This window comes from Streptomyces thermolilacinus SPC6 (assembly GCF_000478605.2).
GTDB lineage: Bacteria > Actinomycetota > Actinomycetes > Streptomycetales > Streptomycetaceae > Streptomyces > Streptomyces thermolilacinus.
Genome location: NZ_ASHX02000001.1, coordinates 1,607,100 through 1,633,488 on the forward strand (window position 1 = coordinate 1,607,100; position 26,389 = coordinate 1,633,488).

Annotated in this window: 23 protein-coding genes; 8 read left to right on the top strand and 15 right to left on the bottom strand. The window is 73.2% G+C overall.

The window, feature by feature from the left end:
* Positions 1-32 precede the first annotated feature (32 nt).
* The 3 genes from J116_RS06485 to J116_RS06495 all read right to left on the bottom strand — a co-directional run bounded on the left by J116_RS06485 (position 33) and on the right by J116_RS06495 (position 5,233).
* Positions 33-1,130 (bottom strand): EamA family transporter, encoded by a 1,098-nt coding sequence (locus tag J116_RS06485; protein WP_028963757.1) that lies wholly within the window; start codon positions 1,128-1,130, stop codon positions 33-35.
* A 116-nt stretch (positions 1,131-1,246) separates the two neighbouring features.
* Positions 1,247-2,824: a PucR family transcriptional regulator gene (locus J116_RS06490; protein WP_023586280.1), complete on the bottom strand. Its 1,578-nt coding sequence runs from the start codon at positions 2,822-2,824 to the stop codon at positions 1,247-1,249.
* 225 nt (positions 2,825-3,049) lie between these two features.
* Positions 3,050-5,233: a type IV secretory system conjugative DNA transfer family protein gene (locus tag J116_RS06495; protein WP_162850449.1), complete on the bottom strand. Its 2,184-nt coding sequence runs from the start codon at positions 5,231-5,233 to the stop codon at positions 3,050-3,052.
* Between the two features lie 387 nt (positions 5,234-5,620).
* Between J116_RS06495 and gabT the strand changes: the two genes are divergently transcribed.
* Together gabT and J116_RS06505 are read left to right on the top strand one after the other, a co-directional pair.
* Positions 5,621-6,955 (top strand): 4-aminobutyrate--2-oxoglutarate transaminase, encoded by a 1,335-nt coding sequence (gene gabT / locus J116_RS06500; protein ID WP_023586282.1) that lies wholly within the window; start codon positions 5,621-5,623, stop codon positions 6,953-6,955.
* A 359-nt stretch (positions 6,956-7,314) separates the two neighbouring features.
* Positions 7,315-7,905 carry a phosphatase PAP2 family protein gene (locus tag J116_RS06505; RefSeq protein ID WP_028963759.1) on the top strand — a complete coding sequence of 197 codons (591 nt, stop codon included), beginning with the start codon at positions 7,315-7,317 and terminating at the stop codon, positions 7,903-7,905.
* Here the strand turns inward: J116_RS06505 and J116_RS06510 are convergent.
* The 7 genes from J116_RS06510 to J116_RS06540 all read right to left on the bottom strand — a co-directional run bounded on the left by J116_RS06510 (position 7,856) and on the right by J116_RS06540 (position 16,359).
* The gene (locus tag J116_RS06510; RefSeq protein WP_023586284.1) at positions 7,856-9,793 is read right to left on the bottom strand and encodes a chitinase; all 1,938 of its coding nucleotides are present in this window, start codon (positions 9,791-9,793) and stop codon (positions 7,856-7,858) included. The genes J116_RS06505 and J116_RS06510 overlap by 50 nt on opposite strands.
* Positions 9,794-9,860: 67 nt before the next feature.
* On the bottom strand, positions 9,861-10,349 hold the full coding sequence (locus J116_RS06515; RefSeq protein WP_023586285.1) for a hypothetical protein: 489 nt from the start codon (positions 10,347-10,349) through the stop codon (positions 9,861-9,863).
* A 229-nt stretch (positions 10,350-10,578) separates the two neighbouring features.
* The gene (locus J116_RS06520; RefSeq protein ID WP_028963760.1) at positions 10,579-11,997 is read right to left on the bottom strand and encodes an NAD(P)/FAD-dependent oxidoreductase; all 1,419 of its coding nucleotides are present in this window, start codon (positions 11,995-11,997) and stop codon (positions 10,579-10,581) included.
* Positions 11,998-12,017: 20 nt separating this feature from the next.
* Positions 12,018-12,827, bottom strand: a complete 810-nt coding sequence (locus J116_RS06525; RefSeq protein ID WP_023586287.1) for an ABC transporter permease — start codon at positions 12,825-12,827, stop codon at positions 12,018-12,020.
* Complete coding sequence (locus J116_RS06530; protein WP_023586288.1) at positions 12,827-13,765, bottom strand: ABC transporter permease; 939 nt, start codon at positions 13,763-13,765, stop codon at positions 12,827-12,829. The genes J116_RS06525 and J116_RS06530 overlap by 1 nt, the downstream gene beginning before the upstream one ends.
* Complete coding sequence (locus J116_RS06535) at positions 13,762-14,913, bottom strand: ABC transporter ATP-binding protein (RefSeq protein WP_023586289.1); 1,152 nt, start codon at positions 14,911-14,913, stop codon at positions 13,762-13,764. Before J116_RS06535 ends, J116_RS06530 begins: the two co-directional genes overlap by 4 nt.
* 198 nt (positions 14,914-15,111) lie before the next feature.
* Positions 15,112-16,359 (bottom strand): polyamine ABC transporter substrate-binding protein, encoded by a 1,248-nt coding sequence (locus tag J116_RS06540; RefSeq protein ID WP_023586290.1) that lies wholly within the window; start codon positions 16,357-16,359, stop codon positions 15,112-15,114.
* Between the two features lie 326 nt (positions 16,360-16,685).
* Between J116_RS06540 and J116_RS06545 the strand changes: the two genes are divergently transcribed.
* On the top strand, positions 16,686-17,291 hold the full coding sequence (locus J116_RS06545; RefSeq protein ID WP_079147673.1) for an NADAR family protein: 606 nt from the start codon (positions 16,686-16,688) through the stop codon (positions 17,289-17,291).
* A gap of 136 nt (positions 17,292-17,427) precedes the next feature.
* Here the strand turns inward: J116_RS06545 and J116_RS06550 are convergent, their stop codons facing one another.
* Together J116_RS06550 and J116_RS06555 are read right to left on the bottom strand one after the other, a co-directional pair.
* Positions 17,428-17,892, bottom strand: coding sequence for a DUF4190 domain-containing protein (locus J116_RS06550; RefSeq protein ID WP_023586292.1), 465 nt, complete (start codon positions 17,890-17,892; stop codon positions 17,428-17,430).
* Between the two features lie 49 nt (positions 17,893-17,941).
* Positions 17,942-18,619: a DUF4190 domain-containing protein gene (locus J116_RS06555; RefSeq protein ID WP_028963762.1), complete on the bottom strand. Its 678-nt coding sequence runs from the start codon at positions 18,617-18,619 to the stop codon at positions 17,942-17,944.
* A gap of 87 nt (positions 18,620-18,706) precedes the next feature.
* Here J116_RS06555 and J116_RS06560 point away from each other — a divergent pair, with 87 nt between their 5' ends.
* The 3 genes from J116_RS06560 (at position 18,707) to J116_RS06570 (ending at position 21,406) form a co-directional block, all read left to right on the top strand.
* Positions 18,707-19,732, top strand: a complete 1,026-nt coding sequence (locus J116_RS06560) for an adenosine deaminase (RefSeq protein WP_023586294.1) — start codon at positions 18,707-18,709, stop codon at positions 19,730-19,732.
* A 187-nt stretch (positions 19,733-19,919) separates the two neighbouring features.
* On the top strand, positions 19,920-20,612 hold the full coding sequence (locus J116_RS06565; RefSeq protein WP_023586295.1) for a glycerophosphodiester phosphodiesterase: 693 nt from the start codon (positions 19,920-19,922) through the stop codon (positions 20,610-20,612).
* A complete protein-coding gene (locus J116_RS06570; RefSeq protein ID WP_023586296.1) occupies positions 20,609-21,406 on the top strand; it encodes an SAM-dependent methyltransferase in 798 nt (265 codons plus the stop codon). The genes J116_RS06565 and J116_RS06570 overlap by 4 nt, the downstream gene beginning before the upstream one ends.
* Before the next feature lie 51 nt (positions 21,407-21,457).
* On the opposite strand, the gene J116_RS06575 is transcribed toward J116_RS06570, so the two are convergent.
* The 3 genes from J116_RS06575 to J116_RS06585 all read right to left on the bottom strand — a co-directional run bounded on the left by J116_RS06575 (position 21,458) and on the right by J116_RS06585 (position 24,216).
* Complete coding sequence (locus J116_RS06575; protein ID WP_023586297.1) at positions 21,458-21,994, bottom strand: hypothetical protein; 537 nt, start codon at positions 21,992-21,994, stop codon at positions 21,458-21,460.
* A gap of 32 nt (positions 21,995-22,026) precedes the next feature.
* Positions 22,027-22,557, bottom strand: a complete 531-nt coding sequence (locus tag J116_RS06580; protein ID WP_023586298.1) for an HXXEE domain-containing protein — start codon at positions 22,555-22,557, stop codon at positions 22,027-22,029.
* Between the two features lie 222 nt (positions 22,558-22,779).
* Positions 22,780-24,216 (bottom strand): gamma-aminobutyraldehyde dehydrogenase, encoded by a 1,437-nt coding sequence (locus J116_RS06585; RefSeq protein ID WP_023586299.1) that lies wholly within the window; start codon positions 24,214-24,216, stop codon positions 22,780-22,782.
* A gap of 201 nt (positions 24,217-24,417) precedes the next feature.
* On the opposite strand from J116_RS06585, the gene J116_RS06590 reads away from it, so the two are divergent.
* Both J116_RS06590 and J116_RS06595 read left to right on the top strand, forming a co-directional pair.
* Positions 24,418-24,924 carry an Lrp/AsnC family transcriptional regulator gene (locus J116_RS06590; RefSeq protein ID WP_028963763.1) on the top strand — a complete coding sequence of 169 codons (507 nt, stop codon included), beginning with the start codon at positions 24,418-24,420 and terminating at the stop codon, positions 24,922-24,924.
* The gene (locus tag J116_RS06595) at positions 24,909-26,297 is read left to right on the top strand and encodes an aspartate aminotransferase family protein (RefSeq protein WP_023586301.1); all 1,389 of its coding nucleotides are present in this window, start codon (positions 24,909-24,911) and stop codon (positions 26,295-26,297) included. Before J116_RS06590 ends, J116_RS06595 begins: the two co-directional genes overlap by 16 nt.
* Positions 26,298-26,389 lie beyond the last annotated feature (92 nt).

Below are 26,389 nucleotides of genomic sequence, written 5' to 3' on the forward strand. Positions count from 1 at the left end.
GGGGTGTCTGGCGCACGCGCTTGGCGCTCAGCTCACACGGTAGGCCCGGAGGGGCCGCTTGGGGTTTGTCCGCCGTGGAGTGGTGGCGACTCCGGGTCCGCCGGTTCGGCAGGTGCGGGCGACTGTGGGGCGGCGATGGCCGCGACTGCCGCCGGGGTGGCTGCGGCGGCTGGGTCCGCCGTGGGCGCCTCGGCCGGTGCGACGGCTTCGAGGACGGTGGCGGTCGCGGCGGGCGCGGGGCGGCGTTCGGCGCGCACGATCAGCCAGACGCCGGCCACGACGATGGCGCCGCCGAGCGCGATGGGCCAGGTCAGCGCCTCGTCCACGACCAGCCAGCCGAGGAAGACGGCGACGACCGGGTTGACGTAGGCGTACGTGGCGACGAGGGAGATCGGCGCGCTCTGGAGGAGCCAGGCGTACGCGGTGAAGGCGATCAGCGAGCCGAAGACGATCAGGTACGCGAGCGCCGTCCACGACCGGGCGGACACGTCGGCCAGGTCCAGGCCGCTGTGCTCGCCGCGGACGAGGCCGACCAGGGCGCAGCCGAGGCCGCCCGCGACCATCTCGTACGCGCTGGCCGTGAACGGGTTGCGCGGCATCGGGATGCGGGAGGACGAGAACGAGCCCGTCGCCCACAGCAGGGTGGCGACCACGACCGTGAGGACGCCGCCCATGCGGACGTCACCGCTCAGGCCGGGGAGGCTGAGGACCGCGAGCCCGGCCAGGCCGAGGGCGACACCGGCGTACGCGGCGGGGCCCGGGCGCTCGCCGAACCCGGTGCGCAGCAGGACCACCCATGCCGGTACGCCCGCGACCAGCAGGGCGGCGAGGCCCGACGGCACGGAGGTCTCCGCGAGGACGACCAGGCCGTTGCCGCCGAGGAGCAGCAGGACGCCGACCACGGCGGCCGAGGCGAGCTGGGCGCGGGTGACCTTCAGGACGCCGGGTCCGTGACGCCAGGCGAGCAGCGCGGCGAGGAGGAGACCGGCGACGACGAAGCGGGCACCGGCGGAGAGGAAGGGGGGCATGGTCTCGACGGCGATGCGGATACCGAGGTACGTCGAGCCCCACACGAGGTACACGATCGCCAGCGCGGCCCACACGGTGCCGCTGATGCGCGCGGTTGTCATGAGCAGGAGAGTATGGATCTTGCGCCCGATCGGCAAAGATTTTGCCCGATTCCGGGCAGGGGGTGTGACTTTCGGGGGGCGGGGGGCGGCATTTGCTGCGTGTTGCGTGGTGCGTGCTACGTGGTGCCCTTGTCGTACGTCGGCGGCCGGTCGCCCGTCGTCTTGAGGGCGAGCCACAGCTCCATGCGGACGTCCGGGTCGTCCAGGGAGCGGCCCAGGATCTCCTCGACGCGCCGCATCCGGTACCGCAGCGTGTGGCGGTGGACGCCCAGGTCGGCCGCCGCCGCGTCCCACTGGCCGTGCCGGGACAGCCAGGCGCGGACGGAGGCCACCAGGTCGCCGCGGCCGGTCGCGTCGTGCTCGTACAGCGCCCTCAGCATCCCGTCCGCGAACGCCCGTACGGCGTCGTCGGCGAGGAGCGGCAGCAGGGAGCCCGTCGCCAGCTCCTCGTGCTCGACGAGGGCGCGGCCGCGGCGGCGGGCCACGGACAGCGCCTGCTCGGCCTGCTTGTAGGCGGTGGTGGCCGCTATCGGCCCGGCGGGGGCGGACAGCCCGATCACGGCGCCCGCGTCGTCGGCCTCCCGGGCGGCGTACGCGTCGCAGGCGGTGACCACCGCTCCCCCGTCCTCGGCCAGGACGACCAGCCTGTCGTCGCCCTCCGGGACGGTCAGCACGGCCTCCCCGGCGCGGGCGGCGGCCGCCTCCAGCGCGTCGGCCAGCACGGCGAGCGGCGGTTCGGCGGCCGGGTCCGGGTCGCCCGCCACCTCCGCGATGAGCAGCCGGAACGGGGCGTCGAGCAGCCCCCCGTACAGGTCACCGGCGACCGTGCGGGCGTGGTCGGGCTGCCCGGCCAGCATCATCCGCAGCACGGCCGCGCCCAGGCGCTGTTCGGCGGCCTGGAGGGAACGGGACCGTTCCGTGGTGAGGGTCAGCAGGGCGATGGCGGAGTGGACGGCGTACCGCTCCGCCGTGCCGAGCGGCGCGCCCGTGCCCACCGCCAGCGCGCCCCGCACGCGCCGCCCGGTGCCCAGCGACTGGAGCTCGACCCGGTCGTCCGTGCCCCCGACCACGGCGCTGGCCGGGGCGGCGCGCTCACGCAGGCGCTCCACGTCCGGGGTGAGCCGGGCGGCCCGCCGCGCCGCCCAGTCGGGGGCGGCGGTCAGTACGGCGCCGGACGCGTCGTACAGCGCCGCCCACCCGTCCACGTGCGCGGCGAGCCTGGCCACCACGGCGTCGGGGCCCTCGGCGAGCGCCGCCCGGGTCAGCTCCCGCTGCACCTCGAACCCGGCGGTCACCGCCCGGTACTGGTCGGCGGCGAGCGCGGCGGAGACGGCCTTGGAGATGGCGAGGAACGGGGTGCGGCGCGGCACCTCCAGCAGCGGCAGGCCCTCCTCGCGGGCGGCTTCCAGCAGGGCCGCGGGGATCTCGTCGTAGTTGACGCCGACCGCGAACCCGACCCCGACGACCCCGGCGCGGGCGAGCCTGCGGACGTACCGGCGCATGGCCTCGCCGTCCTCGGCGTCGAGCGTCATGGCGGTGGTGAGCAGCAGCTCGCCGCCCTCCATGTACGGGACGGGGTCGGCGAGCTCGCTGACGTGCGCCCAGCGGACGGGCGTGTCGAGGTGGTCCGCGCCGGCGCGCACGGCGAGCTTGAGCGCGGAGTGCTGGACGAGCGAGGCGAGGGTGAGCGGCATGGAACCGGCGGGCCTTCGGGAAGGGGACGTGGGGGCGGCGGCTTTTCGCCGTCCCGTATGAACGGCTCCCTTCGATTCTGCCAGGACGTACGACTGCGACGTGCCGCGCGCTGGGCGGGGCCGCCCGCGCGGACCGGTCGTGGCCTTCGAGTGGCCCGCACCTCATCCGGCGCCGTCCGGACGGGCTCGGGTCCCCGCCGCCAGGTGGGCCCCCTGCGGCTCCGGTCAGGCCCGGAGGTCCACCAGGACGGGTGGGGCGTGTTCGCCCCGGATGCCGGTGACCGACAGGACGGCGTGGCCCGCCGGGACGCCGTGGGCCAGTTCGGACGCCGACCAGCGCTGGCGCTCGACCTCCCGTACCGTGACCGCCTCGGCGGTGGCCGCGCGGCCGGTGACCAGGCGCCGCATGAAGTGCATGGCCTTCGTGAGCGGCTCGTCGGAAATGATCTGCCGGTTGGTGACGTCCCGGGTCTGCACCCACTCGGTGCCCCACATCTCCGCGAACCGCCCCCCGTCCCACGGCGCCAGCCCCGCGAACGCCATCCGGCAGCCCACCGCGCCGAGCAGCGGCCCGCGCAGCGCCTCCGGCACGTCCTGGAGGGTGCGCAGCGACAGGACGACGCCCGCGTGCGCCGAGCGGAGGCGCTGGATGGCGCGTACGGAGTCGGCGGTGATCGTGTCGGTGGCGTCGTCCAGGACGAGGCAGGCGAACAGCGACCGGTCGGCGCGGGCCAGCGCGGCCTCCGTGAACTGGGCCAGCAGCAGCCGCGCGACGATCCGGGACGCCTCCGCGTGGCCGCGCTCCGGCAGGTCCACGCGGACGCGCAGCGGGTGCTCGATGGCCCGCAGCGAGAAGCGGCGGCCCTCCCCTTCGGTGCGGAAGAAGCCGGCGAAGGCCGGGCGGTCCAGGAAGGCGACGCGCTCCGCGAGGAGGACCGCCACGTCGTCGCCGCGCTCGGCCTGCCGGGCCCGCGCGTCCAGCTCCCGCAGCTGCGCCGGGTCCCCGGCGACGGCGGCGCGCAGTTCGGCGAGGGCCTGCGGGGCGCCGCCGAGGAGTTCCCGCAGCTCCGGTACGCCGGGGAAGCGGCCGTACGCGGCCTGGTACGGCCCGATGAGCTGGGCCAGCGCGGTCGCGGCGCGGCGGCTGTCCGGTACGAGGTCCCCGACCAGGGCCTCCGCGAGGGTGCGGGCGGCCTCGTCGGGGTCATCGGCGCCGCCGTACAGGTCGAGGTCGTGCCGAGCGTCGGGGCGGCCCACCGCGATGACCACGTCGAACGCCTCGTCCGGCGCGAGCGGCGCGCCCTGCGCGGTGACGGCGACGACGGCGGCGCGGTTGGCGAGTGCCTGGAGGCACAGCGACTCGGTGACGGGCCGGACCAGGTGGATCGTCTTGCCGGACGCGGCAGGGCCGACCGCGAGGAGCGACGTGCCGAGCAGGGCCGGCTCGAGGGCGACTCCGGTGGTGCGGCGGGCGTACGGGTTGCGCGGGTGGTCGGCCGCGGTGCCGATGCGCACCTGGCCGGTGGCGAGGTCGTGGGTGGCGGTACGGACCGGGAGGTCCCGCTCGCCGGAGGGGTGCGCGCAGGCGGCGGGGCCCTGGGCGCGCACCGCCTCGGTGAACGCGGCGAGGCGGCCGGGGTGCGTGCGTACGCCGTGCCAGGCGCGCTGGATGCGGGCGTAGTCCACGTCGCCGAGCGCTCCGGTGCGGGTCGCCTCCGCGAGCCGGTCGGCGGCCTCGGCAAGTCCGGCCGCGCGCAGCTCGGGCCAGTCGGCGGGGTCGGCGCCCTGGCGCGGCTGCGGGGGCGGAGCCGTCCTGGCGCGGGGGCGGCGGACGTACCGGCGGATCAGCTCCGGGACGTGGCCGACGCGGGCGAAGAAGACGAGGATGCCCAGCGCGACGAGGCTGACGTAGGTGTACCAGGCGACGACAAACGTCGTGGTGCCGCGCCACGAGTCCGGGGTGAGCAGGTCCACGGGCCAGGTCCAGTAGGGGCCCAGATAGTTGTTCCACAGCAGGGACCACAGCAGCCAGCCACTGAGCAGCGAGATCACCGCACCGGCGAGGAGCCGCCGGGCCGGGACGAGCTCGGGCTCCTCGTCGGGACGGGGCCGGTGGCCGAAGCGCCACACGCCGGGCTCGGCCTCGGGCCGGGGAGTGCGCAGCCAGTCCACGACGGACCCTCCGGCCGGGGACGCGGGCGCGTGACGCGGCGCGGGCGGGGCCGGGGGCGGGGTGAAGGCCGACACGGACGGACCCGGCGCCGGGGGCCCGACGGGCGGGCGCGGCATGCTCTGGGTCGGCGGCGGCACCTGGCCCGCGGGGGGGCTCGTGGGCCGTGGTGGTGGGGCGGCGGGGTGCGGGTCGGGGTGGGTGCCCCGGGCCTCGTACGACGTACCGTCCCTGTCCATCTGTCCCTGCCCCCTGTGCTGCCAGGCCGCGCGCGTCTGTGCACCGGCCAATCTAGTGCCCGCACGCGGCGTTCGGGCCGGTCCACGCGGAACGGCCGGCCCCGGAACGGCCTGCCCCGCCGGGCCGCACCCGGAACGGCCTGTCCGCCCGGCACCACGGGGCCCGGACGGATGCCCCCGCGCCCGCCCGCCCCGCTGCGGCCCGCGCCCGCACCCCACCGGCACCCCACCAGCCCCCCGGCCCAGCCCACCCACCGCTATGTCCGTCACGGACAACCGTGCCCGGGGAACCACTCCCGAACGGCGCATGCCCGGGTGGCCCGCGCGGGCCTAGCCTGCGGGAGAAAGTAGACCCAGAGCGTCCGCATGCACCCCCAGGAGCCCCGCATGACCGAAATTGCGCAGGAGCGCCGCGTCGTCACCGCCATCCCCGGCCCGAAGTCGCAGGAGCTTCAGGCCCGCCGCGTCGCCTCCGTCGCGGGCGGCGTCGGCTCCGTACTGCCGGTGTTCACCGCCCGCGCGGGCGGCGGCATCATCGAGGACGTCGACGGCAACAGCCTGATCGACTTCGGTTCCGGCATCGCCGTGACGTCCGTGGGCGCCTCCGCCGAGGCCGTCGTGCGCCGCGCCTCCGCGCAGCTGGCGGACTTCACCCACACGTGCTTCATGGTCACGCCGTACGAGGGCTACGTGGAGGTCTGCGAGGCGCTGGCCGAGCTGACGCCGGGCGACCACGCCAAGAAGTCCGCGCTGTTCAACAGCGGTGCCGAGGCCGTCGAGAACGCGGTCAAGATCGCCCGCTCGTACACCAAGCGCCAGGCCGTCGTCGTCTTCGACCACGGTTACCACGGCCGTACGAACCTCACGATGGCGCTGACCGCCAAGAACATGCCGTACAAGCAGGGCTTCGGTCCCTTCGCGCCCGAGGTCTACCGCGTCCCGGTCGCCTACGGCTACCGCTGGCCGACCGGCCCGGAGAACTGCGGCCCCGAGGCCGCCGCCCAGGCCATCGACCAGATCACCAAGCAGATCGGCGCCGAGAACGTCGCCGCGATCATCATCGAGCCGGTCCTCGGCGAGGGCGGCTTCATCGAGCCGGCCAAGGGCTTCCTCCCCGCGATCGTGAAGTTCGCCAACGACAACGGCATCGTCTTCGTCGCCGACGAGATCCAGTCCGGCTTCTGCCGCACCGGCCAGTGGTTCGCGTGCGAGGACGAGGGCATCGTCCCGGACCTGATCACCACCGCCAAGGGCATCGCGGGCGGTCTGCCGCTCGCCGCCGTCACCGGCCGCGCCGAGATCATGGACTCCGTGCACGGCGGCGGCCTCGGCGGCACCTACGGCGGCAACCCGGTGGCGTGCGCCGGTGCGCTCGGCGCCATCGAGACGATGAAGGAGCTCGACCTCAACGGCAAGGCCAAGCGCATCGAGGAGGTCATGAAGGGCCGCCTCGCCGCGATGCAGGAGAAGTACGAGATCATCGGTGACATCCGGGGCCGCGGCGCGATGATCGCCATCGAGCTGGTGAAGGACCCGGCGACCAAGGAGCCGAACCCGGAGGCCGCCGGTGCGCTGGCGAAGGCCTGCCACGCGGAGGGCGTGCTGGTCCTGACCTGCGGCACCTACGGCAACGTGCTGCGCTTCCTGCCGCCGCTGGTCATCGGCGAGGACCTGCTGAACGAGGGCCTGGACGTCATCGAGGGCGCGTTCGCCGCGCTCTGACGACGGGTCGGCACCGAGGCCCGTACCGGCGCGCGGAGCCGTACGCGCCGGTACGTGAAGAAGGTGTGGGGGGCCGATGGCGGCTTGGAGATCCGCCTGCCGGTCCCCCTTGCCGTCGCGTAACGTCGGAGCCGATGAGAGAAGAACCCCGCTCGCAGGGGACTGCGGGCGGAGCCGGGTCGGGACCTCCCCAGTTCCCGCCCGGGTGTGCCATCGCGCACCACGCCGGTGCCTCGTGTGCCGGTGATCCTCACCGATCGGACCGTCGCCCGCCCCATACCCCCCGGGGCGAGCGGCACACCGGTCCTGGCGGCCGTCCCGGAACAACCCCCCCTGTTCCGGGACGGTCGGCTTTCGTCGTGGCGCTGCTGTCGCTGTGCGCGTTCGCGCTGGTCACCTGGCAGGTGGCGGTACGCGGCCCGCTCACCGCGCTGGACGAGCGCGCCGGGCGCGCGCTGGCAGGCCGCGGCCCCGCGTGGCTCACCGAACTCGGCGCCGACCTCGGTCACCCGCACGTCGCCCTGCCGGTGCTGGCCGTCGCGGTGGCGTACGCCGTGTGGCGCGGGCGGCGGCGGGCGGCGCTGTACGCGGGCGCGGCCATGGCGCTCGTACCGGCCCTGGTGGTGCCGCTGAAGCTGCTGCTGGACCGGCCCGGCCCGTTCACCGACGCGACCGGCTACTACCCGTCCGGGCACACCGCGACGGCGCTGGTGGCGTACGGGGCGGCGGCGCTGCTGACGCGCCCGCGCGCGCTGGCGCCCGTCGCCGCGGTGCTGACGGCGGCGACGGGCGCGGGGCTGGTCCTGCGCGGCTACCACTGGCCGCTGGACGTGGCGGGCAGCCTGCTGCTGTTCGGCGCGGGTTTCGCGGCTCTCACGGGTGTCGCCGGTCCCTCCGGGGTCAGCGCCAGGGGTAGGCGTCGAAGTTGCGGGAGAACTCCCAGGCGTTGAAGCGGTCCCAGTTGATGGACCAGGTCATCAGGCCCCGCAGGGCGGGCCAGGTGCCGTGGGGGCGGTAGGTGCCGCAGTCGGTGTTCCTGGTGAGGCAGTTGAGGGCCTTGTTCACCTCGGCGGGCGGGGTGTGGCCGTTGCCCGCGTTCGGGGATGCGGGCAGGCCGACGGCGACCTGTTCGGGGCGCAGGGCCGGGAAGAAGCGGCTCGCGTCGCCCGCGACGGGGAAGCCGGTGAGCAGCATGTCGGTCATGGCGATGTGGAAGTCGGCGCTCCCCATGTGGTGGTACTGGTTGTCGAGGCCCATGATCGGGCCGGAGTTGTAGTCCTGGACGTGCAGGAGCGTCAGGTCGTCGCGCAGGGCGTGGATGACCGGCAGGTACGCGCCCGCGCGCGGGTCCTGGCCGCCCCAGGGGCCGGAGCCGTAGAACTGGTAGCCGAGCTGCACGAAGAAGGTCTCGGGCGCCATGGTGAGGACGAAGTCGTCGCCGTACCTGGCCTTCAGCGTCTTCAGGGCGGAGATCAGGTTGACGATGACCGGGGTCGTGGGGCTGCGGAAGTCGGTGTCGCCCGTGTTGAGGGAGAGCGAGTGGCCCTCGAAGTCGATGTCGAGGCCGTCGAGCCCGTACTCGTCGATGATCTTCGAGACGGAGGCGACGAACGCGTCGCGGGCGGCGGTCGTGGCGAGCTGGACCTGTCCGTTCTGGCCGCCGATGGAGATGAGGACCTTCTTGCCCGCGGCCTGCTTGGCCTTGACGGCGGCTTTGAACTCGTCGGGCGACTCGACGTTCGGGCACTCGGTGCGGGGGCAGAGGGCGAAGCGGATGTCGCCGGAGGTGACGGAGGTCGGCTCGCCGAAGGCCAGGTTGATCACGTCCCAGGAGTCCGGCACGTCCGCCATGCGGGTGTAGCCGGAACCGTTGGCGAAGCTGGCGTGGAGGTAGCCGACGAGGGCGTGGGCGGGCAGCTGCGGGCCGGGGCCCGGGGAGCCGCCCCTCGCCGTGCGCGCGGTGACCACCGGGGACTTGGGCGACTCGCCCGCGCTGTTGACGGCGGCGACCTGGAAGCCGTACGAGGTGTCGGCGGCCAGGCCGGTGACGGTGGCCGACGTGCCGGTGACGCCGAGCGCCTTCACGCCGTCGCGGTAGACGGTGTAGCCGGTCGCGCCGCTGACGGGCCGCCAGGTGAGCGGCACGCTGGACGAGGTGGGCGTGCCCGCGGTGAGGCCCGTGGGGGCGGCCGGGACGGTGACGGGGTCGCCACCGGGGCCGGTGAGCGACAGGTCGTCGGCGTGGTAGGCGGCGGTGCCGTACCAGCCGTGGGTGTAGACGGTGACCGAGGTGGTGGCGGGGCCGGTGCGGAAGGTCGTGGTGAGCTTCTGCCAGTCGGCGGCGGAGGGTGTCCAGGTGTACGTGTCGGTGGAGCCGGTGCCTGACGCGCCGAGGTACGCGTAGCCGCCGCGCACCCAGCCGCTCAGCGTGTACGCCGAGTCGGGGCGTACGGCGACGGTCTGGGCGCAGCGGGCGTTGTCGCCGCCCGTCGGCGTGGCCTTCAGGGCGCCGGTGCCGCCGTGCACGGGTGAGGTGACGGCGGCTCCGCTGCCCGCCGAGCAGGTCCAGCCGTCCAGGGCGGTCTCGAAGCCGCCGTTGCGGAGGAGTTCGGTGTCGGCTGACGTGCCGGTACCCGCGGTGACGGCCTGGGCGGCGGTGGCGGCGCGTGAGGTGGGGGCCTGGGCGGCGGTGGTGCCGGGCGGGACCTGGGCGGTGGCGGACGGGGCCGTGAGGTGCGGGCGGGCCTCGGCGGTCTGCGTCGCGGCGACGAGGCCGCCCGCCGCGAGAACGGCCGCCAGTACGGCGGCGAGAGGTCTGGTGCGACGTGCGCGGTCCACAACTGCCTCCGGGGGGTGGGTGTTTCGAGGTGCGGCGCGCACAACATGGTCCAGACCAATCCTGTTGTCAAGGCCTCCGGCCGTCACCGCCCTCACCCGCGAGGCGCCCCGCCGCCTCGTGCATCGCCAGTTCCAGCAGCACGGGGTCGGTGAGCGTGCCCGTCGCGTCCGGCAGCACCAGCCAGCGCGCCGCGCCCGAGGTGCGCCCCGGGTGCGGGACGACGATCCAGGTGCCGCTGCCCGCCCCGCGCACCCCCGTACCGACCCAGCGGGCCGCCGTGCCGGCCGGGACGAAGAAGCCCATCCGCTCGTCGCCGAAGTCGCACAGGACCGGGCCGGGCCGGGTGACGAGCCGCTGGAGCACGTCCAGCGTCGGGTAGCCCAGCCACGCCGGGATGATGAGCACGTCCCAGCGGCGCCCGGCGGGCAGCAGCGCGACGCCCTTCGGGTCGCGCTCCCACTCCCAGCGGCAGGCGTCGGGGTCGGGCGCCACCGAGGCCAGCCACTCCACCACCGCCCTGGCCCCGGATCTCCCCGGAGTCCCCGTACCCGTCATGTGCCACAGCCTCCATGTCCGTGTGTGACTGCCCTGTTCGGCAGTGCCTTCACACGGGAGAGGCGGAAGCGGAAGGATCATTACGGGGGTTCGCCGGACACGAAGGAGCGAACCGGCGCGCGGGGCGCCCGGCCAGACACGCCCCCGGCGCGTGAACCCGTGCGCACCCCCGGCGCGTGAACACACACCCCGGCGCGCGCGGACAGCGCACGCCCCGGTACGAGCCCTCCTAGCTGTCGAACCCGAGCCCCAGCCGGTCCAGGGCGCGCAGCCACAGGTTGCGGCGGCCGCCGGTGGCGTCGGCGCGGGCCAGGGACCACTTGGTCACCCCGATGCCCGCCCAGGCGAACGGCTCCGGCGGGAACGGCAGCGGCTTCCTGCGGACCATCTCCAGTTCCGTGCGCTCGGTCCGCTCCCCCGCCAGCAGGTCCAGCATCACCTGCGCGCCGAACCGGGAGGCGCCCACACCCAGCCCGGTGTACCCGGCGGCGTACGCGACCCTGCCCCGGTGCGCCGTGCCGAAGAAGGGGGAGAAGCGGGAGCAGGTGTCGATGGCGCCGCCCCAGGCGTGGGTGAACCGCACGCCCTCCAGCTGCGGGAAGCAGCGGAGGAAGTGCTCGGCGAGGGTCAGATACGTCTCGGGGCGCTGCTCCAGTTCGGCGCGGACCCGCCCGCCGAACGGGTAGATCGCGTCGTAGCCGCCCCACAGGATGCGGTTGTCGGTGCTGAGCCGGAAGTAGTGGAACTGGTTGGCGCTGTCGCCGAGGCCCTGGCGGTTCTCCCAGCCGATGGCGGCGAGCCGGCCGGGGCTGAGCGGCTCGGTCATCAGGGCGTAGTCGTAGACGGGGACGGTGTAGGGGCGGGCGCGCCGTACGAGGGACGGGAAGACGTTGGTGCCGAGGGCGACCCGGCGGGCGAGGACGCGGCCGTACGGGGTGCGGACGGCCATGGCGGCGCCGGACGCGGTGAGGCCGAGGCCGGGGGTGTTCTCGTACATCCTGACCCCCGCGTCGAGGCAGGCGCGCTTGAGGCCCCAGGCGAGCTTCGCGGGGTGGAGGAGGGCGACGCCGCGCCGGTCCCAGAGGCCGCCGAGGAAGGTCGGCGAGTCGACCTGGGCGCGGACGGCGTCCCGGTCGAGGAGTTCCAGCCCGTCGTCGAGGCCGAGGCGGCGGGCCTCCTCGTACAGGCCGCGCAGTTCGGTGAGCTGGTGGGGTGCGGTGGCGACGTCGATCTCGCCGGTGCGCTCGAAGTCGCAGTCGATGCCGTACGCGGTGACGGCCCGCTCGATCGCGTCGAGGTTGCGCGCGCCTAGCTCCTGGAGCCTGGGCAGTTCGGCGGGCCAGCGGGCGAGGCCGTTGCCGAGGCCGTGGGTGAGGGAGGCGGCGCAGAAGCCGCCGTTGCGGCCGGAGGCGGCCCAGCCCGCCTCCCGGCCCTCGATGAGCACGACGTCCCGCCGCGGGTCGCGCTCCTTGGCGAGGAGGGCGGTCCACAGCCCGCTGTAGCCGCCGCCGACGACGAGGAGGTCGCAGTGCTCGGTGGCGGCGAGGGCGGGCCGGGCGGCGGGCCTGCCGGGGTCTTCCAGCCAGAAAGGGACGGGCTGGGCGTCGGTCAGTGATTGTGCAGCGGTACGCATGGCGGCTGGGGCCATGGCTTCCAACTCCCTCGGTTCTAGGGGCGTCTGTCCGTTCGTTGGCGCCGGGCGGCGAGGAGCTGTCCGGCGACGACGGCCAGGACGGCGAGGACGAACATCGCGGTGCCGACGACGTTGATCTGTACGGGGGTGCCGCGCTGGGCGGAGCCCCAGACGAACATGGGGAAGGTGACGGTCGATCCGGCGTTGAAGTTGGTGATGATGAAGTCGTCGAACGACAGCGCGAAGGCGAGCAGGGCGCCCGCCGCGATGCCCGGCGCCGCGATGGGCAGCGTGACCCGCAGGAAGGTCTGCGCGGGCCCGGCGTAGAGGTCCCGGGCGGCCTCCTCCAGGCGCGGGTCCATGGACAGCACGCGCGCCTTGACGGCGACGACGACGAAGCTCAGGCAGAACATGACGTGGGCGATGAGGACCGTCCAGAAGCCCAGCTCGGCGCCCATGTTGAGGAAGAGCGTGAGCAGCGAGGCCGCCATCACGACCTCCGGCATGGACAGCGGCAGGAAGATCAACGCGTTGACCGCGCCGCGCGCCCGGAAGCGGTAGCGGACCAGCGCGAAGGCGATCATCGTGCCGAGCACGGTCGCGCCGAGCGTGGCCCACGCGGCGAGCTGGAGCGACAGGCCGAGCGCGCCGCACAGGTCGGGGACGCCGCAGGGGTCCTTCCAGGCGTCGAGCGAGAACCGCTGCCAGGTGTAGTTGAAGCGGCCCTTGGGCTCGTTGAACGAGAAGACGAGCACGACGACGTTGGGCAGGATGAGGTACGCGAGCGTGAGCAGGCCCGCGAGGACGACGAGGTGGCGCCGTATCCAGCGCAGCAGACGCGGCATCAGACCAGGTCCTCCGTTCCGGCGCGGCGGATGTAGACGGTGACCATGATCAGCACGATGGCCATCAGGAGGAACGACAGCGCGGCCGCCGTCGGGTAGTCGAGGACCCGCAGGAACTGGCCCTGGATGACGTTTCCGATCATCTTCGTGTCGGTCGATCCGAGGAGTTCGGCGTTGACGTAGTCGCCGCTCGCGGGGATGAAGGTGAGCAGCGTGCCGGAGACGACCCCCGGCATGGACAGCGGGAGGGTCACCTTGCGGAAGGTGGTGGCGGGCGAGGCGTAGAGGTCCCTGGCCGCCTCGTGGAGCCGCCCGTCGATCCGCTCCAGCGAGGTGTAGAGCGGCAGGATCATGAACGGCAGGAAGTTGTACGTCAGTCCGCAGACGACCGCGAGCGGCGTGGCCAGCACCCGGTCGCCCTCGGTCCAGCCGAGCCTGCTGGTGACGTCGAGGACGTGCAGGGCGTCGAGGGCGCCGACGACGGCGCCGCCGTCCGCGAGGATCGTCTTCCAGGCCAGCGTCCGGATGAGGAAGCTGGTGAAGAACGGCGCGATGACGAGCACGAGCAGGACATGCCGCCACCGCCCGGCGCGGAAGGCGATGAGGTACGCGAGCGGGTAGCCGAGCAGCAGGCACAGCAGGGTGGCGGTCCCGGCGTACAGCAGCGACTTCACGAACTGCGGGTGGTACTCGCGCAGGGCGTCCCAGTACGTCGGGAAGTGCCAGGTGACGCGGAAGCCCTGCTCCAGCGAGCCGGTCTGCACGGACGTGGACGCCTGGTAGACCAGCGGCAGCAGGAAGAAGACCAGCAGCCACAGCACGCCGGGCAGCAGCAGCCAGTACGGGACGAGCCGCCCGCGCGCGGAACGGCGCCGCGCGGCGGGCACGGCGGGGCCGGGCGGCCCGGCGGCGGGCGGGGTGTCGGTGGCGGTCGTCACGCGGCGTCCTCCACCGTCTCGACCCCGGCCTCCGCGTCCTGCGCGGCGTCGAGGCCGAAGGTGTGGGCGGGGTTCCAGTGGAGGACGACCTCCGCGCCGGGGACGAGGCGCCCGTCGCGTTCGATGTTCTGCTCGTACACCTTCAGGCCGCTGCCCGCGGGGCCGTCGACGGTGTACTCGGTGGACACGCCGATGAAGGACGTGTCGGCGATACGGCCGGTGACCCGGTTGCGGCCGGAGGGGATCGCGTCCGCGTCGTCGGCGTGCGCGAGCGTGATCTTCTCCGGGCGGATGCCGACGAGGAGCCGTTCCCCGGCGCGGGCGGGGGTGGCGCAGCGGTCGGCGGGCAGCCGCAGCGGGCCGCCGCCCGCGGTGACGACGACCTCGGTGCCCGCCTCGGCGACCTGGGCCTCGATGAGGTTGGAGGTGCCGAGGAAGTTGGCGACGAAGGTGGTGCGCGGGTTGTCGTACAGGTCGGCGGGGGCGCCCAGCTGCTCGACGCGGCCCGCGTTCATCACGGCGACCGTGTCGGCCATGGTCATGGCCTCCTCCTGGTCGTGGGTGACGTGCACGAAGGTGATGCCGACCTCGGTCTGGATGCGTTTGAGCTCCAGTTGCATCTGGCGGCGCAGCTTCAGGTCGAGCGCGCCGAGCGGCTCGTCCAGGAGCAGGACGCGCGGGTGGTTGATGAGGGCGCGGGCGACGGCGACGCGCTGCTGCTGGCCGCCGGAGAGCTGGTGGGGGCGGTGCCGGGCCTTGTCGCCGAGCTGGACGAGGCCGAGCATCTCGTCCACCTGGCGCTTGACGGACTTGACGCCGCGCCGCCGCAGGCCGAAGGCGACGTTCTCGAACACGTCGAGGTGCGGGAAGAGGGCGTACGACTGGAAGACGGTGTTCACCGGCCTCTTGTGCGGGGGCAGCCCGGTGACGTCGCGGTCGCCGAGCAGGACGGTGCCGGTGGTGGGCTCCTCCAGTCCGGCGATCATGCGCAGGGTGGTGGTCTTGCCGCAGCCGGAGGCGCCGAGGAGGGCGAAGAAGGAGCCCTCGGGGACGGTCAGGTCGAGCGGGTGGACGGCGGTGAAGGAGCCGTAGGTCTTGCTGATACCGGAGAGGCGGACGTCGCCGCCGGTGTGGGTCTCGGTCGTCATGGGTGGGTCCAGGGGTCGAGGTCTCGGGGGGAGGGACGATGGCGCGCGCGGAGGCGCGGGAGGTGCGGTGGCGCGGGTGGGGCGCCGTCGCGGGCGACGCGGAACGGGCAGCGGGCAGCGGGCAGCGGGCAGCGGGCAGCGGGCAGCGGGCAGCGGGCAGCGGGCAGAAGGTAGCGGGACGGGCGTGCCGCGCCCCGCTCAGGCGCCGATGAGCTTGGCGAACTTCTCCTCGAACGCCGTCTCCTCCTCGCCGCTGAGCGAGCGGAAGGCGTGCGACTTCGCCGCCATGGCCTTGTCCGGGAGGATCAGCGTGTTCGCCGCCATCGCCGGGTCGATCCGGGCGAGTTCCTCCCGTACGCCGTCCACGGGGCAGACGTAGTTGATGTACGCGGCGAGCCGGGCGGCGACCGGGGGCTCGTAGTAGTAGTCGATGAGCCGCTCGGCGTTGGTCTTGTGCCGCGCGCCCGCCGGGACCAGGAGGTTGTCGGTGGAGGTGAGGTAACCGGCCGCGGGGATCGCGAACTTGATGTCCGGGTTGTCGGCCTGGAGCTGGATGAGGTCGCCCGCCCAGGCGAGGCACGCCGCGAGGTCGCCCTTGCTGAGGTCGGCGGTGTAGTCGTTGCCGGTGAAGCGGCGGATCTGCCTGGTCTCGACGCCCTTGCGGAGGCGGCCGATCGCCGCGTCGTAGTCGGCCGCGGTGACCTTGCCGGGGTCCTTGCCCATGTCGAGGAGGGTCATGCCGACCGTGTCGCGCATCTCGGAGAGGAACGCGACCCGGCCCTTCAGCTTCGGGTCGTCCAGGAGCTGGGTGACGGAGTCGACCCGGCGCCCGCCGGTCGCCTTGGCGTTGTAGGCGATGACGGTGGAGATGCCGGTCCAGGGGTACGAGTGGGCACGGCCCGGGTCCCAGTCGGGGCGGCGGAACTGCGGGGCGAGGTTGGCGTACGCGTTCGGGAGGTTCCCCGGGTCGAGCCTCTGCGCCCAGCCGAGGCGGATGATCCGGGCGGCGAGCCAGTCGGTGACGCAGATCAGGTCGCGTCCGGTGTCCTGGCCCGCGGCGAGCTGCGGCTTGATCTTGCCGAAGAACTCCACGTTGTCGTTGATGTCCTCGGTGTACTTGACGGTGATCCCGGTGCGCCGGGTGAACGCCTCCAGCGTCGGCCGGCGCTTCTCGTCGTCGCTGATGTCGATGTACTGCGTCCAGTTGGAGAACGCGAGCCGTTTCTCCTTGGCCGAGTGGTCGGTGGACGCGGGCCCCCGGCCCTCCCGCTTGGCGGGCGGGATGCCGCATCCGCTCAGCCCGGCGGCCCCGGCGAGGGTGAGGGCGCCGACGCCCGAGGCGCGCAGCAGGGAGCGGCGGGTGAGCGCTCCCCTGCCGTTCGCCAGGCTGCGCCGCATCGCGGCGAGTTGTGCCGCGGAGAGGCTGTCGGGCTCGTACTGCTCCATACGCTGTGCCTTTCGGGAAGGATCGGGCCGCTCGAAGGATCAGGTTGGCATGTCCTTATCGAAGCCGGACGCGGGGTGGCCCCTGACGGGCGCGCGGGCCGTCCCCGTCGGCGCGTACGCGGGCGAGCGCGGGCGTACGGTGCGTCCGCGGCGGGCGCGTGCGGGAGGCGGGCGCCCCTCGACGGCGGAGCGGAGGCGGTCGTCCATCGAGGCTCTCCCGTGGTCCCGGCGTCAGGTGGGTGCCGATCCTGGCAGAGCCCCCCGGACCCAACAAGGGATTCCGTTGTTGCCATTTGGTCACGCGACGGATTCGGTCGCCCCCCGAAATGCCTCCACCGGAAAACCCCGTACGGTCTGGCAGTGGCGGCTGCGATGCTGGCGGACATGGAACGACGGAAGCGCTGATCGAGCGGGTCAGCAGGGGCGAGCGGGTGAAGTACCTGCGTTTCTGGGGCCACCGCCCGCGCCCCGACGGGCGGATCGGGGCGAGCTGCCTCAGTCAGTGGTGGCCGTCGCCGTTGACCGTGGACGGCGTCAGGTACGCGACGGCGGAGCACTGGATGATGGCCGCCAAGGCGCGGTTGTTCGGCGACGCGGAGGCGGAGCATAAGGCCGTCTCGGCGGCCGGTCCGGCGCAGGCCAAGCGGGCGGGGCGGCTCGTGCGCGGCTTCGACGAGGCCGTCTGGGAGCGGGAGCGGTACGGGATCGTGGTGGCGGGCAGCCGCCACAAGTTCGCGCAGCACGCGGAGCTGCGGCACTTCCTGCTGGGCACGCGCGAGCGGGTGCTGGTGGAGGCCAGCCCGCTGGACCGGATATGGGGCATCGGCCTCGCCGCCGACGACGAGCGCGCCCAGGACCCGGCCCGCTGGCGCGGGCTCAACCTGCTGGGCTTCGCCCTGATGGACGCCCGCGAGGAGCTGCGCGCGAGCTAGGGGCGCCGGGCGCGGAGCCTGGGCCGGGCCGACAAGGGGCCGGCCCAGGGCGGGGCGGGGGCCGTACGGGCGGGGGTACGCGTCGGCCCGGCGCGCCGGGGGGCGTGCCGGGCCGTGCGAGACCGGGTCGTACGGGTCAGGCGCCGGACGCCAGGCCGAGGGCGCTGGCGAAGGCCACCAGCAGGATCCCCGGGATCAGGACGGCGGCGATGATGCCCGTGACGAGGCCCGCCGTGGCGGCGCCCTTGTTCGTGGCCTCGCCCCGGTTGGCCTTGGCCCGGCCGACCGCGCCGAAGATGATCGCGAGGATGCCCAGGATCATGCCGATGACCCAGAGGAACACGAGCACGTCGCACACGATGCCGATGATGCCGCACACCAGACCGGCGGTGCCCATGCCGTTGCTGGGCTGCTGCGCGACCGGCGCGCCGTAGGCGGGGGCGGGGGCGGCGTACGGCGAGGGCTGCTGCGCCGGGTAGCCGACCGGGGGCGGAGGGCTGGCCGGTGCCGGGTAGCCGTACCCGGGCTGCGGCGGCTGGCCCGTGCCGTACGGGTTGGGCTGCCCGTAGCCACCGGGCTGCTGCTGGTACGGATCGGACATGTGTGGTCTCCCCTCCACGGATTCGTCGGCCCATCGTAGGGCCCGGCGATCACCGGCGGGTCGCGGTGTCCGAATCCGTGAGGACCAGGGAGGTGGCGTAGGGATCGTCGTAGTCGTGCTTCTCCTGCTCCTCGACGCCCTTGACGATCGCCCAGATCATGCCGCCCAGCACCAGCGCGCCGAGCACGATGCCGACCGCGCCGGTGACGATGCCCGCCGTGGCCATGGCGCCGTTGTTGGCCTCGCCCCGCTGGACGCGCTTGCGCCCGATGATGCCGAAGATCAGCGCCAGGATGCCGAGGATGATCCCGAGACCGTACAGCCAGCACATCACCAGCGAGACGATGCCGATGACCATCGACGCGACGCCGAGCCCGTTCGCCGGGCCGGGCCCCCACGCGCCCGCGCCGCCGTACGTCCCGTACGCGCCGGGGTAGCCGCCCGGGTAGCCGTAGCCACCCGTGGTGCCCGCCGTCGGCGGGGCCGGGGCGGGGTAGCCGTATGGGCCGGGGGCCGGCTGCGCGGGTCCGCCGGGTGCGACCGGGGGCGGCGGCAGCTGGTCGCCCGACGGGGCGCCGAATCCGGCGGCGGGCATCGACGTCACGGTCGGCTGGTCGTGCGGGGCCGGCGTGGGCGAGCCGCTCTTGCCGAGGCCCACCCCCGGCGGCTGGGCGGGCCGGCTCTCAGGCGGCGCCCAGGGATCGTTCCGCTCGTTGTTCTCTGGCATGAGCCTCCCCCATCGTGTCCGGACATGCTAACGACCCGCCTACGATGATCTGTGACCAGGGACGGCTCACCCACACGGAGGACCTCGATGACCGATCTGCGCCCCTTCATCGCGGGCCTGCCGAAGGCGGAGCTGCACGTCCACCACGTCGGCTCGGCGTCGCCGCGCATCGTCTCGGAGCTGGCCGCCCGCCACCCGGACTCCAAGGTGCCCACGGACCCCGAGGCGCTGGTGGACTACTTCACGTTCACCGACTTCGCGCACTTCATCGAGGTGTACCTGTCCGTGGTCGACCTGGTCCGCACCCCCGAGGACGTGCGGCTGCTGACGTACGAGGTCGCCCGCGACATGGCGCGGCAGAACATCCGGTACGCGGAGCTGACGATCACGCCGTTCAGCTCGACGCGGCGCGGGATCGACGAGAAGGCGTTCATGGCGGCCATCGAGGACGCCAGGACCGCCGCCGAGACCGAGCTGGGCGTGATCCTGCGCTGGTGCTTCGACATCCCGGGCGAGGCCGGGCTGGAGGCCGCCGAGGAGACCACCCGCCTCGCGGTGGACCTGCGGCCCGAGGGCCTCGTCTCCTTCGGCCTGGGCGGACCGGAGATCGGCGTACCGCGCCCGCAGTTCAAGCCGTACTTCGACCGGGCCATCGCGGCCGGCCTGCACTCCGTGCCGCACGCGGGCGAGACGACCGGCCCGCAGACGATCTGGGACGCGCTGAACGACCTGCGCGCCGAGCGCATCGGGCACGGCACGAGCGCCCCGCGGGACCCGGAGCTCCTCGCGTACCTCGCCGAGCACCGCATCCCGCTGGAGGTCTGTCCCACGTCCAACATCGCCACCCGCGCCGTCACCGACATCGACCGGCACCCGATCAGGGAGATGGTGGCCGCCGGGGTGCTGGTCACGGTCAACTCCGACGACCCGCCGATGTTCGGCACGGACCTGAACACCGAGTACGAGGTCGCCGCCCGCCTCCTGGAGCTGGACGAGCGGGGGGTGGCCGCCCTCGCGAAGAACGCCGTGGAGGCGTCCTTCCTGGACCCGGCGGGCAAGGCGCGGATCGCGGACGAGATCGACGCGTACACGCGGCAGTGGCTCGCGCCCTGACGCCCCAGCCCCCCGCACCCGCGCCCTGACGCCCCAGGCCCCCGCGCGCCCGCACCCGCACCGCTCCCCCCTGAGCCGTACCCCGGCGGTGCGGCGGCGCCGGGCGCCCGGCGGTGACCCGACCCGTCCCCGGCGTGATCCGCCCCGGCACTCGCGCCCCGACCGGCACCGCACCGAGAATGGGCGTATGCGCACCCTCACCGTCGTGGGACACCGGGGCGACCCCTACCGGGTCCGTGAGAACACGGTCGCGTCGATCCGCTCGGCCCTGGCCCGCGGCGCGGACGCCGTGGAGATCGACGTACGGCTGACCTGGGACGGCGTCCCGGTCCTCCTCCACGACGACACGCTGCGGCGGCTCTGGCACATCGACCGGCCGCTCTCCTCCCTGAGCTTCGCCGAGGTGCGGGAGCTGACCGGTCCGGAGGGCGTTCCGACGCTGCACGAGGCGCTGGCCGCGGCCGCCCCGCACCGGGTGATGATCGACCTGCCGGGCGCCACCGAGGCGTCCGTACGCACGGTCGTCGGCGCCGTCCACGAGTGCGACGCCGAGGACCGGGTCTACTACTGCTCCAGCGCGCCCGCCATGCTGCTGGTCCGCGCCGCCGACCCGGCCGCCGAGCTGGCCCTGACGTGGACGACGCTCGCCCCGGCCCGCCCGGCCCTGCTGGACGCGCTGTCGCCCCGCTGGCTCAACTACCGCTTCGGGCTGGTCAGCAAGGCGCTCACGGACCGCGTCCACCGGGACGGGCTGCTCGTCTCCTCGTGGACGGCCGACACGCGCAGGTCCATGCGTAAGCTGATCGCCAACGGGGTGGACTCCATCACCACCAACCGTGTGGACACGCTCAACGCCGTACTGACGGGAGCCCGTACGTGACGTCCGACCACATCGACAGGGTCCGCACCGACATCGCCCACAACGCCCGCGTCTGGAACTACTGGCTGGGCGGCAAGGACAACTACCCGGTGGACCGCGCCGTCGGCGACCGGGTCACGGCCCTGCACCCGGGCATCGGCGAAGTCGCCCGCGCCGACCGGGCGTTCCTGCGCCGCACGGTGACGTACCTGGCGGCGGAGGCGGGCATCCGGCAGTTCCTCGACATCGGTACGGGCCTGCCGACCGCCGACAACACGCACGAGGTCGCGCAGCGCGTCGCCCCCGACGCGCGGATCGTGTACGTGGACAACGACCCGATCGTGCTGACCCACGCCCGCGCCCTGCTCACCGGCTCCCCCGAGGGCGCCACCGAGTACGTGGACGCGGACGCCCACCGCCCGGAGGAGATCCTGGCGGCGGTCGAACCGACCCTGGACCTCGCCCGTCCGGTGGCCGTGATGATGCTCGGCATCCTCAACTTCGTCCTCGACACGGGAGAGGCCCGCCGGATCGTCCGCACCCTGATGGACGCCGTCCCGTCCGGCAGCCACCTGGTGCTGACCCACCCGACGACCGACCCGGCGCTGGGCGGCGAGGGGAACGTGGAGGCGATGGCGTTCTGGAACGCCAACGCCACGCCGCCCATCACCGCCCGCACCCGCGAGGAGTTCGGGTCGTTCCTGGTGGGCCTGGAGGTGCTGGAGCCGGGCGTCGTCTCCTGCGCGTCCTGGCGCCCCGACCGGGGACAGGGCGCCCCGGTGCCCCAGTTCGGCGCCGTGGCCCGCAAGCCCTGACCTCCGTGCCAGTCCCCGGCCCGGCCGGGGCCTGGCACGTGACCGGGCGGATCACACGGGCAGCGTCCGGCGTACCGTCGAGACCGGCTCCGTCAGGGCCTCCAGCCGCTTGATGTGACGGCGCACGACCAGCAGCGGGATCACCCCGAACACCCCGAACGCCATGTCGATCAGCGACCACCAGAAGGGGATGCCCCGGATCGGGCCGCAGATCAGCGCGAGCGGGATGATCCCGGCGCAGGCGATCACGCCGAAGTCGATGACCCAGATGTTGCGTACGGGGTCGCGGTACGGGCCGTAGAAGGCGACCGCGATGACCAGGTGCGCGAAGGCCAGCCAGTCGGTGCCGTAGAGCAGGAACGGGTACTGGGAGTCGGCGGTGTCCAGGCCCTCGCCGACGCGCGCGATCCACTCCAGGAGACCGGGGAAGGCGTCGGCGACGGGCGACGCCCAGCCGGTCAGCGCGTCGTGGGCGAGGCGCAGTTCGGTGACGAGCGGGAAGGCGGTCACCCCGCTCAGCACCAGGCAGACGATGAAGAACACCAACCACACACGGATCCGCCTCAGAAGGGCGCTCTGCTCGGTCATGTCCGCAGCGTACGCCCGCCTTTACACCGCTTTTACCGGCCCCCGGTGATCTTCCGCGCGACCGTGTGGGAGAGGATGGTGGCGCCCGTGGCCAGCGCCAGACCGGCCACCGCGTCACGCGCCCGCGCGGGCCGCAGCGCCCCGGCGCGCCGCAGCCGCCCGCGCGCCCACAGGGTGAACGGCACCACGACGAGCGGCGCGGTCACGGAGCCGGGCGTGTAGCCCCGTACGGCGGCGGCCTGCGCCATGTGGACGAGCCCGTGCAGTCCGAACCCGGTGAGCGCGCCCTGGTAGAAGCCGGACCGGCCCCCGGTGCGGGCCCCCGCGACGGCCGCCGCGCCGACGATCGCGCCCATCACCGCGACCGCCGCGGCGAACTCCCGCTCGTCCACGCCTTCCGCGGCCTTCCACACCCGCCCGGGCACGGCGGGGAACCGCTCACGCAGCTCGGGCAGACGCTCCCGCGGCCACCGGGGGCCGAAGGCCACTTCCCCGGCGTCATGCACGGCCCAGACGGCGAACAGCCCGTAGGTGACGGCCTTTTGCACGTCGTTGGTCCTCATGAGGGCATTCTGCGCCCGGAGCCGGAGCCTCCGGGCGGCGCCGGAGGGAGGCCGCCGTGGTATCCCTCACGGCCGCCGGGGCCGGGCTGCGGGCCCGTACACGTACACACGCGTCCGGAGGTCCGTGCCGGGGAGGCGGCCGGAGGTTCCGTGACGGTGCCGGGAACGGCCGGAGGGCGGCGCCCGTGTGGGGTGCCGCCCTCCGGGGCGTGGCGGGGAGCGTCAGCTCAGGGAGGTCATCACGTGCTTGATGCGCGTGTAGTCCTCGAAGCCGTACGCCGACAGGTCCTTGCCGTAGCCGGACTTCTTGAAGCCGCCGTGCGGCATCTCGGCGACCAGCGGGATGTGGGTGTTGATCCACACGCAGCCGAAGTCGAGGGCCTTGGACATGCGCATCGCGCGCGCGTGGTCCTTGGTCCAGACGGAGGAGGCGAGGGCGTACTCGACGCCGTTGGCGTACTCCAGCGCCTGCTCCTCGTCGCGGAACGACTGGACGGTGATGACGGGGCCGAAGACCTCGTTCTGGATGATCTCGTCGTCCTGCTGGAGGCCGGAGACGACGGTCGGCGCGTAGAAGTAGCCCTTGTCGCCGACGCGGTGGCCGCCCGCCTCCACCTTGGCGTGCGCCGGGAGGCGGTCGATGAAGCCGCTGACCTGCTTGAGCTGGTTGGCGTTGTTCAGCGGGCCGTACAGCGCGTCCTCGTCGTCGGGCGCGCCGGTCTTCGTGTCGGCGGCGGCCTTGGCGAGGGCGGCGACGAAGTCGTCGTGGATCGACTCGTGGACGAGGACGCGGGTGGCGGCCGTGCAGTCCTGGCCGGCGTTGAAGAACCCGGCGACGGCGATGTCCTCGACGGCCTTCTCGATGTCGACGTCCTCGAAGACGACGACCGGGGCCTTGCCGCCCAGCTCCAGGTGGACGCGCTTGACGTCCTTGGCGGCGGACTCGGCGACCTGCATGCCGGCGCGTACGGAGCCGGTGATGGAGGCCATGGCGGGGGTCGGGTGCTCGACCATCATGCGGCCGGTGTCGCGGTCGCCGCAGATGACGTTGAAGACGCCCTTGGGCAGGATCGACCCGATGATCTCGGCGATGAGCACCGTCGATGCCGGGGTCGTGTCGGACGGCTTCAGGACGACGGTGTTGCCCGCGGCGAGGGCCGGGGCGAACTTCCACACGGCCATCATCATCGGGTAGTTCCACGGGGCGACCTGGGCGCACACGCCGACCGGCTCACGGCGCACGATCGAGGTCATGCCCTCCATGTACTCGCCCGCGGAGCGGCCCTCCAGCAGCCGGGCGGCGCCCGCGAAGAAGCGGATCTGGTCCACCATCGGCGGCACCTCGTCGCTCCGGGTGAGGGCGATGGGCTTGCCGGTGTTCTCGCACTCGGCCGCGATGAGGTCCTCGGCGCGCTCCTCGAACGCGTCCGCGATCTTCAGCAGGGCCTTCTGGCGGTCGGCCGGGGTCGCGTCGCGCCAGGCGGGGAACGCCGCGGCGGCGGCCTCCATGGCGGCGTCCACGTCGGCCTGGCCCGAGAGCGGAGAGGTGGCGTAGACCTCCCCGGTGGCGGGGTTGACGACGTCGATGGTCCGTCCGTCGGCGGCATCCCGGAACTCGCCGTTGATGTAGTTGCGCAGACGACGCAGTTCGGTGGTCACGTGGCCACCCCTCCTGTCGATTTCGGTGTCCGTGTCCACCCGCCGGGTTCCTGTTGATGTCCGGTGGGTGAGACACCCCAGCCTAGTCGCTGGTACCACGCTTTCGACAGGCCCGACGCCCCACAACTTCGGATTCAGTGAGATCCACTGCCCCAGACAACGGATTTCATCACTCCCGGGTTGCGAAACCGACGGGTCTCGGTGCAGAGTGAGGTTGTGGCCAGCCGAAGCGCAGACTCCAGGACCGGCAGTGGATCGTCCCCCGCGATCGACTCCGTGTCGCTGGCGATCATCGAACAGCTCCAGGAGGACGGACGCCGTCCCTACGCCGCCATCGGCAAGGCCGTGGGCCTGTCCGAGGCGGCCGTGCGGCAGCGCGTCCAGAAGCTCCTCGACCAGAACGTGATGCAGATCGTCGCCGTCACCGATCCCCTCACCGTGGGATTCCGGCGGCAGGCGATGCTCGGCATCAATGTCGAGGGCGACGTGGACCCGGTGGCCGAGGCGCTGACCGCCATGCCCGAGTGCGAGTACGTGGTGATGACCGCGGGCTCGTTCGACCTGATGGTGGAGGTCGTCTGCGAGGACGACGACCACCTGCTGGATGTGATCAACAAGCGCATCCGCACCCTCCCCGGCGTGCGCTCCACCGAGAGCTTCGTCTACCTCAAGCTCAAGAAGCAGACCTACATGTGGGGAACCCGATAGCCGTGAGCAACTCCCGCAGCGACCTGTCACAGTCCGCCTACGACCACCTGTGGATGCACTTCACCCGCATGTCGTCGTACGAGAACAACCCCGTCCCGACCATCGTCCGCGGTGAGGGCACCTACATCTACGACGACAAGGGCAGGCGCTACCTCGACGGTCTCGCCGGTCTCTTCGTCGTCCAGGCGGGCCACGGCCGCACCGAGCTCGCCGAGACCGCGTACAAGCAGGCGCAGGAGCTCGCGTTCTTCCCCGTGTGGTCGTACGCCCACCCGCGCGCCGTCGAGCTGGCCGAGCGCCTCGCCCACCACGCCCCCGGCGACCTGAACAAGGTCTTCTTCACCACCGGCGGCGGCGAGGCGGTCGAGACCGCCTGGAAGCTGGCGAAGCAGTACTTCAAGCTCGTCGGCAAGCCGACCAAGCACAAGGTGATCTCGCGAGCCGTCGCCTACCACGGCACGCCGCAGGGCGCCCTGTCCATCACCGGCCTGCCTGGTCTGAAGGCCCCCTTCGAGCCGCTGGTCCCCGGCGCGCACAAGGTGCCGAACACCAACATCTACCGCGCCCCGCTCTTCGGCGACGACCCGGTGGCCTTCGGGCGCTGGGCCGCCGACCAGATCGAGCAGCAGATCCTCTTCGAGGGCCCCGACACGGTCGCCGCGGTCTTCCTGGAGCCGGTGCAGAACGCCGGCGGCTGCTTCCCGCCGCCGCCCGGATACTTCCAGCGGGTCCGCGAGATCTGCGACAAGTACGACGTGCTGCTCGTCTCCGACGAGGTCATCTGCGCCTTCGGCCGCCTCGGCACGATGTTCGCCTGCGACAAGTTCGACTACGTGCCGGACATGATCACCTGCGCCAAGGGCATGACCTCCGGGTACTCCCCCATCGGCGCGTGCATCATCTCCGACCGCCTCGCCGAGCCGTTCTACAAGGGCGACAACACCTTCCTGCACGGCTACACCTTCGGCGGCCACCCGGTCTCCGCCGCGGTCGGACTCGCCAACCTCGACATCTTCGAGCGCGAGAACCTCAACCAGCACGTCCTGGACAACGAGGGCGCGTTCCGCTCGACGCTGGAGAAGCTGCACGACCTGCCCATCGTCGGCGACGTGCGCGGCAACGGCTTCTTCTACGGCATCGAGCTGGTGAAGGACAAGCACACCAAGGAGTCCTTCAACGAGGAGGAGACCGAGCGCGTCCTGTACGGCTTCCTCTCCAAGGCGCTGTTCGACAACGGGCTCTACTGCCGCGCCGACGACCGCGGCGACCCGGTCATCCAGCTCGCCCCGCCGCTGGTCTCCGACCAGTCCACGTTCGACGAGATCGAGCAGATCCTCCGGGCCACCCTCACCGAGGCCTGGACCAAGCTCTGACCGGTCCACCGATCGCCACCGCCCTGGCCGATCGGGCCGAACGCGGCCGGCCGCGGCCCGGATTCACCCACGCGGGTGCATCCGGGCCGCGG

What these genes read in the sequence shown, in the direction of transcription:
- J116_RS06485 (WP_028963757.1), bottom strand. Translation starts at nt 1,130, where the DNA reads ATGACAACCGCGCGCATCAGCGGCACCGTGTGGGCCGCGCTGGCGATC.
- J116_RS06545 (WP_079147673.1), top strand. Translation starts at nt 16,686, where the DNA reads ATGCCTCCACCGGAAAACCCCGTACGGTCTGGCAGTGGCGGCTGCGAT.
- J116_RS06555 (WP_028963762.1), bottom strand. Translation starts at nt 18,619, where the DNA reads ATGCCAGAGAACAACGAGCGGAACGATCCCTGGGCGCCGCCTGAGAGC.
- J116_RS06575 (WP_023586297.1), bottom strand. Translation starts at nt 21,994, where the DNA reads ATGACCGAGCAGAGCGCCCTTCTGAGGCGGATCCGTGTGTGGTTGGTG.
- J116_RS06565 (WP_023586295.1), top strand. Translation starts at nt 19,920, where the DNA reads ATGCGCACCCTCACCGTCGTGGGACACCGGGGCGACCCCTACCGGGTC.
- J116_RS06490 (WP_023586280.1), bottom strand. Translation starts at nt 2,824, where the DNA reads ATGCCGCTCACCCTCGCCTCGCTCGTCCAGCACTCCGCGCTCAAGCTC.
- gabT (WP_023586282.1), top strand. Translation starts at nt 5,621, where the DNA reads ATGACCGAAATTGCGCAGGAGCGCCGCGTCGTCACCGCCATCCCCGGC.
- J116_RS06495 (WP_162850449.1), bottom strand. Translation starts at nt 5,233, where the DNA reads ATGGACAGGGACGGTACGTCGTACGAGGCCCGGGGCACCCACCCCGAC.
- J116_RS06525 (WP_023586287.1), bottom strand. Translation starts at nt 12,827, where the DNA reads ATGCCGCGTCTGCTGCGCTGGATACGGCGCCACCTCGTCGTCCTCGCG.
- J116_RS06540 (WP_023586290.1), bottom strand. Translation starts at nt 16,359, where the DNA reads ATGGAGCAGTACGAGCCCGACAGCCTCTCCGCGGCACAACTCGCCGCG.
- J116_RS06515 (WP_023586285.1), bottom strand. Translation starts at nt 10,349, where the DNA reads ATGACGGGTACGGGGACTCCGGGGAGATCCGGGGCCAGGGCGGTGGTG.
- J116_RS06560 (WP_023586294.1), top strand. Translation starts at nt 18,707, where the DNA reads ATGACCGATCTGCGCCCCTTCATCGCGGGCCTGCCGAAGGCGGAGCTG.
- J116_RS06535 (WP_023586289.1), bottom strand. Translation starts at nt 14,913, where the DNA reads ATGACGACCGAGACCCACACCGGCGGCGACGTCCGCCTCTCCGGTATC.
- J116_RS06550 (WP_023586292.1), bottom strand. Translation starts at nt 17,892, where the DNA reads ATGTCCGATCCGTACCAGCAGCAGCCCGGTGGCTACGGGCAGCCCAAC.
- J116_RS06520 (WP_028963760.1), bottom strand. Translation starts at nt 11,997, where the DNA reads ATGGCCCCAGCCGCCATGCGTACCGCTGCACAATCACTGACCGACGCC.
- J116_RS06580 (WP_023586298.1), bottom strand. Translation starts at nt 22,557, where the DNA reads ATGAGGACCAACGACGTGCAAAAGGCCGTCACCTACGGGCTGTTCGCC.